This is a genomic window from Pseudoxanthomonas sp. LjRoot204_2 (assembly GCF_056175765.1).
Window position 1 is genome coordinate 1 of sequence record NZ_JBGFFG010000207.1, and the last position, 5,919, is coordinate 5,919.

General features: G+C 67.5%; 5 protein-coding genes and 1 pseudogene. All 6 read left to right on the plus strand.

Annotation, left to right across the window (positions count from 1 at the left end; genetic code table 11):
* A partial coding sequence (gene ald, locus AC04L7_RS10920) for an alanine dehydrogenase (protein WP_475512996.1) occupies nucleotides 1-1,092 on the plus strand: 1,092 nt, incomplete at its 5' end.
* A 220-nt stretch (nucleotides 1,093-1,312) separates the two neighbouring features.
* Complete coding sequence (locus tag AC04L7_RS10925) at nucleotides 1,313-2,803, plus strand: CoA-acylating methylmalonate-semialdehyde dehydrogenase (protein ID WP_475512997.1); 1,491 nt, start codon at nucleotides 1,313-1,315, stop codon at nucleotides 2,801-2,803.
* Nucleotides 2,804-2,835: 32 nt separating this feature from the next.
* The gene (locus AC04L7_RS10930) at nucleotides 2,836-4,071 is read left to right on the plus strand and encodes a serine hydrolase domain-containing protein (protein ID WP_435997629.1); all 1,236 of its coding nucleotides are present in this window, start codon (nucleotides 2,836-2,838) and stop codon (nucleotides 4,069-4,071) included.
* Between the two features lie 182 nt (nucleotides 4,072-4,253).
* Nucleotides 4,254-5,039, plus strand: a complete 786-nt coding sequence (locus tag AC04L7_RS10935) for a hypothetical protein (RefSeq protein ID WP_435997627.1) — start codon at nucleotides 4,254-4,256, stop codon at nucleotides 5,037-5,039.
* A gap of 170 nt (nucleotides 5,040-5,209) precedes the next feature.
* Entirely contained in the window at nucleotides 5,210-5,578 is a 369-nt protein-coding gene (locus AC04L7_RS10940) for a response regulator (protein WP_296280945.1), read from the plus strand.
* 43 nt (nucleotides 5,579-5,621) lie between these two features.
* A pseudogene (locus AC04L7_RS10945) lies at nucleotides 5,622-5,919 on the plus strand (chemotaxis protein CheX); the annotation flags it as partial.

Below are 5,919 nucleotides of genomic sequence, written 5' to 3' on the forward strand. Positions count from 1 at the left end.
ATCAAAAACCACGAATACCGCATCGGCCTTACGCCGTCCGGTGCGCGCGAGCTGGTCTCGAATGGCCACCAGGTCATCGTCCAGCGCGACGGCGGCAAGGCCATCGGCCTGACCGATGAGCAGTACGTCAAGGCCGGCGCGGAGATCGTCGACACCGCGGCGGAAATCTTTGCCCGCGCCGACATGATCATCAAGGTGAAGGAGCCGCAGCCGAACGAGTGCGCCATGCTGCGCCCCGGCCAGGTGCTCTACACCTATCTGCACCTCGCGCCCGATCCTGAGCAGACCAAGGCGCTTGTCGCCTCCGGCGCCACCTGCATCGCCTACGAAACCGTCACCGACCGCAAGGGCGGCCTGCCGCTGCTGGCGCCGATGTCGGAAGTGGCCGGCCGCATGTCGATCCAGGCCGGTGCGCACGCGCTGGAGAAGGCGCAGGGCGGCTCCGGCGTGCTGCTCGGCGGCGTGCCCGGCGTGAAGCCGGCGGAAGTGCTGGTGATCGGCGGCGGCGTGGTCGGCATCAACGCCGCACGCATGGCGATGGGCATGAACGCGCACGTCACCATCCTCGACCGTTCGCTCGACCGCCTGAAGTATCTGGACGAGTTGTACGGCCACCAGCTGACCACGATCTACTCCACCCGCGATGCCATCGAGGAACGCCTGCCCGATACCGACCTGGTGATCGGTGCGGTGCTGATCCCCGGCGCCGCCGCGCCCAAGCTCGTCTCGCGCGACCAGCTGAAGCTGATGCGCCCGGGTTCGGTGCTGGTGGACGTGGCGATCGACCAGGGCGGCTGCTTCGAGACCTCGAAGGCCACCACCCACCAGAACCCCACGTACGAAGTCGACGGCATCATCCACTACTGCGTGGCCAACATGCCGGGCGGCGTCGCCCGCACGTCCACCTTCGCGCTGACCAACGCCACCCTGCCCTTCGCGGTGCAGCTGGCGAACAAGGGCGCGAAGCAGGCGCTGCTGGACGACGAGCACCTGCTCAACGGCCTCAACGTGCATGCCGGCAAGATCACCTACAAGGCGGTCGCCGACGACCTGGGCTACCCCTACGTGTCGGCGCGCGAAGCGCTGGCGTAAGCCGCGGTTCCTTCTCCCTGCGCAAGCGGGGAGAAGGTGCCCGAAGGGCGGATGAGGGGCGCGCCGGAGCTCCCGTATTTCACGTGGCGACCAGAACTCGAACACCCGGACACTCGATAAACCACATCGCACTTTCCACACGGGCGCCGTCSCCCCTCACCCGCCCTCCGGGCACCCTCTCCCCGCACGCGGGGCGAGCGATTCCACCAGGTAGTCCGTCATGACCGAAGCGCTGCACCATTTCTTCAACGGACAGCGGGTGGCAGGCGGCAGCGGCCGCCACGGCGATGTGTTCGACCCCGCCACCGGCACTGTCACTGCACGCGTGCCGCTCGCCTCGGCCGACGACGTGAAGCAGGCGGTGGACGCGGCGTCCGCCGCCTTTCCCGCGTGGGCCGCCACGACACCACTGAACCGCGCGCGGGTGATGTTCCGCTTCAAGGAACTGCTCGAGGCGCAGGCCGGCGAGCTGGCGAAGATCATCACCTCCGAGCACGGCAAGGTGCTCTCCGACGCACGCGGCGAGATGACCCGCGGGCTGGAAGTGGTGGAGTTCGCCTGCGGCATCCCGCACCTGCTCAAGGGCGAGCACTCGATGAACGTCGGCCGCGACGTGGACTCGTGGAGCGAATACGCACCGCTCGGCGTCGTCGCCGGCATCACGCCGTTCAATTTTCCCGCGATGGTGCCGCTGTGGATGTTCCCGGTGGCGCTGGCATGCGGCAACACCTTCGTGCTGAAACCCTCGGAGCGCGATCCGTCCGCGGCGCTGTTCATGGCCGACCTGTTGAAGAAGGCGGGCCTGCCGGATGGCGTGTTCAATGTCGTGCACGGCGACAAGGCCGCGGTGGACGCGCTGCTCGACGAACCGCGCGTGCAGGCGCTGAGCTTCGTCGGCTCCACGCCGATCGCCGAATACATCTATGCGCGCGGTTCCGCCAACGGCAAGCGCGTTCAGGCCCTGGGCGGCGCGAAGAACCACATGGTCGTGCTGCCCGATGCCGACCTGGATGGCGCGGTATCCGCGCTGCTGGGGGCCGGCTACGGCTCGGCCGGCGAGCGCTGCATGGCGATCTCGGTCGCGGTCTGCGTGGGGGATGCCACGGCGGATGCGCTGGTGGCGACGCTGGCTCCGAAAGTGGCGGCGCTGAAGATCGGCCCCGGCTGCCTCGATCCGGAAATGGGCCCGCTGGTCACCGGCGCGCACCGCGACAAGGTGCGCGGCTATGTCGATGCCGGCGTTGCGGAGGGCGCGAGCCTGGTCGTCGATGGCCGCGGCCATGTCGTCGATGGGCACGCGGATGGGTTCTTCCTCGGTGGCTGCCTGTTCGACCGCGTCACGCCGGAGATGACGATCTACCGCGAGGAGATCTTCGGACCGGTGCTGTGCGTGATGCGCGTGCCCGACCTCGACGCCGCGCTGCGCCTCGTCAACGAGCACGAGTACGGCAACGGCACGGCGGTATTCACCCGCGACGGCGGCGCGGCGCGCGAATTCGCCCACCGCGTGCAGGCCGGCATGGTCGGCAWCAACGTGCCGATCCCCGTGCCGATGGCCTTCCACAGCTTCGGTGGCTGGAAGCGCTCGATCTTCGGTCCCCTGCATGTGCACGGTCCCGACGGCGTGCGTTTCTACACGCGATTGAAGACGATCACCGCCCGCTGGCCCGATACGCATGCCGCCGAGTTCGTGATGCCGACGATGAAGTAAAGTCGGGGCCGGTTCCCTCGAGGTGCTGGCCGATGTCCCTGCGTTCCCTCCGCATTCTGTTTTGCCTTGCCTGCCTGACGGCCTCCACGGTGACGTCCGCGGCCGGGCCCGTCGCCCAGGTGCGCGTCGCCTTCGACCGCAACGGCGTCGTCAGTACCCATGCGGAAGGCACGGCGGACCTCGCCATCGGTCGCAAGGTGACCGCTGACGACCCCGTGCGTGTCGCCTCCATCTCCAAGCTGGTAACCACGATCGGCGTGATGCGGCTGGTAGAGGCCGGCAAGATCGATCTCGATGCCGACGTCTCGACCTACCTGGGCTGGACGCTGCGCCACCCGCGCTTCCCCGCCACGCCGATCACGCTGCGCCTGCTGCTGTCGCACCGATCCAGCCTGACCGATGCCGCCGGCTATTACGCCACGCCGCTAGGTCAACCGCTGAAGGGCATCCTCGACGACCCCAAGGCCTGGGACGACGCACACGCACCCGGCACGCACTTCCGCTATACCAACCTCAATTTCCCGCTGGTGGCGATGGCGATGGAGAACGTCACCGGCGAGCGCTTCGACCGGCTGATGCAGCGGCTGGTGCTGGAACCGCTGAAGCTGGATGCCTGCTTCAACTGGGAGAGCTGCGATGCCGCCACGGCGACGCGCGCCGTGGTGCTGTATCGCGACCGCAAACCGGTGCGCGACGAGAACCGCACGGGCAAGCCGGCCTGCGCGGTGGTCGTCGAGGACGGCGCCGATTGCGACCTCGCCCGCTGGAAGCCCGGCGAGAACGGTGCGCTGTTCTCGCCACAGGGTGGCCTGCGCATTTCGGCGAATGGACTGGCGAAGATCGGCCGCCTGTTGCTCGACGGTGGAGAAGTCGATGGCATACGCCTGCTGTCATCCGCCAGCGTCGACACGATGGTCGCTCCGCAATGGACGTTCGACGGCGGCAATGGCGTGACGCATGAAGAAGACACCGGCGGAGGGCAGAACAAGGCCTTCTTCTGCCGGTACGGCCTCGCCGTGCAGACCCTGGCGACGCCGGTGCAAGGCTGCGGCGATGATCCGTTCGGCGACCGTGTCGCGCGCGTCGGTCATTCCGGCGATGCCTATGGCCTGCGCTCGGGCTTGTGGCTCGACCATCAGGCGGGCACCGGCGTGGTCTATTTCGCCACGGACGTCGGCGCGTCGCCGGCCGGCGCACACTCTGCCTTCACGTCGATCGAGGAAGCGCTCGCACGTGGAGTGCCCCACACCGCCGATACGCGTCGTTGAACCGTTGAACGCCACGCAGTGAAGGCTGCGTGAAATCGCTTGCACCGCATCGGATGTCGACGCGGCGTGAAAAGAAGCGCACTTACGTTGCGTGTGTCGCAACGCATCCAGTAGGAGCCCGCCTGCGTAGTGCAGGCATCCGACACGCAAGGTGTCGGCCTTTCCCCTGGAGGAGTTCCACGATGAAGAAGTCGCTTTCCGTGCTGGCCGTGTCGCTCGTGCTGTCCGCGCCCGCTTATGCCGCTGGTCCCGAACAGGGCAAGTGGTCGATGTCCGTTTTCGGTGGCATCGATACGCCCATCAGCGGCGACGTGCACGACGGCGCCATCGCGCCCGTTCCGGATCTGGGCCCGCTGAACCCCGCCCTCGCCGGCGTCAGCGCGGAACTGCGCATCCAGCCGCGTTCCCATGAGGAGATCTACGACAACGCGATGGGCTATGGCCTGGAATTCTCCTACGGCCTGAACCAGAACGCGGAGGTCTTCGGGCAGGTCCGTCGCGTCGAGACCGATCCGGGTACGGTGCAGGTCGGCGGTGCGTTCGTGCCGGCCCTGAACACCACGCTGCCCGTCTACGGCACCTTCAGCGACTACAAGGCCCTGACCCTCGAAGCCGGTTACCGCCACTACTTCATGGAACCGGGTTACACCCGTCCCTTCATCGCCGGCCGTCTCGGCGCTACCCAGACCGACGACATCCGCGCCACGTTCGAGATTCCCGATGCGGGCATCACCATCGCCAACGCCCCCTTCACCGAGAAGAAGTGGGCCGCCAGCGCAGGCGTCGACGTGGGCGTGCTGATTCCGGTCAGCGAGAAGTTCAGCATCACCGCACAGGCGGGCGTGCGCTATGTCGCCGACCTGGAAGGCGACGACAGCGCCATCGGCGGGCTTGGCCTTGGCTCCATCAACGACACGGGCAAGCGCGTCTCCGTGCCGGTCTCCCTCGCCGCCCGCATCGACTTCTGATCGCGGCGCGCTGCGGACGGACCGCCTCTCCCCCGGCCGTCCGCAGCGCGATTCCGTCTCGCTCCGCCTCCCGCCTCAAGATCTCCCCGTACGGGCCGATAGTGCCTACATGTCGCCCCGCGCCGAACACGACGCGGGGCCTCCACGATCCAACAGGGGGATCCATCACCATGGCGTCACGTCCTACCGTCCTGCTTTGCGACGATTCGCGCGCACTGCGCATGCTGGCTGCCCGCCAGCTGGAAGACTGCGGCTTCGAAGTGGTCGGCGAAGCCGGCAACGGCCACGAAGCCGTCAGCCAGTACCAGGCTCTCAGACCCGATGTCGTCCTGCTGGACCTGGTGATGCCGGAATGCGATGGCAAACAGGCGCTCGGCAGGATACTGTCGCTCGACGCGCAGGCACGCGTGGTGATCCTGAGTTCGCTGGGCGGACAGGGTGATATCGAGGAATGCCTGAAGCTGGGCGCCAAGTCGTACCTGCAGAAGCCCATCGATCCGGAAGTGATGGATCGCGTGTTGCACGAAGCGGTCGCCTGACCGCCGCGCACGTCCTCCTTCAACTTCCGTACGAGACCAGACCATGGCAGCTAAATTCCTCGGCCAGTTCCTGCTGGAACGCGGCGCGATCACCTCGGCGCAATTGCTGGCCGCGCTGGACGCGCAGCGCGCCTCCAATCCCCTGCTCGGCGAGCTCGCCGTGCATCACCAGATGCTGGACGCGGCCCAGGCACGCCGCATCAACGACCGCCAGCGGGCCGAGGATCGCCGGTTCGGCGACATCGCGCTGGAAATGGGCCTGCTGGATGCGGGCCAGCTCGACGTGCTGCTGGCGGCGCAGAAGAAGGGCCGCAAGCTGTTCGGTCAGATCCTGGTCGAAC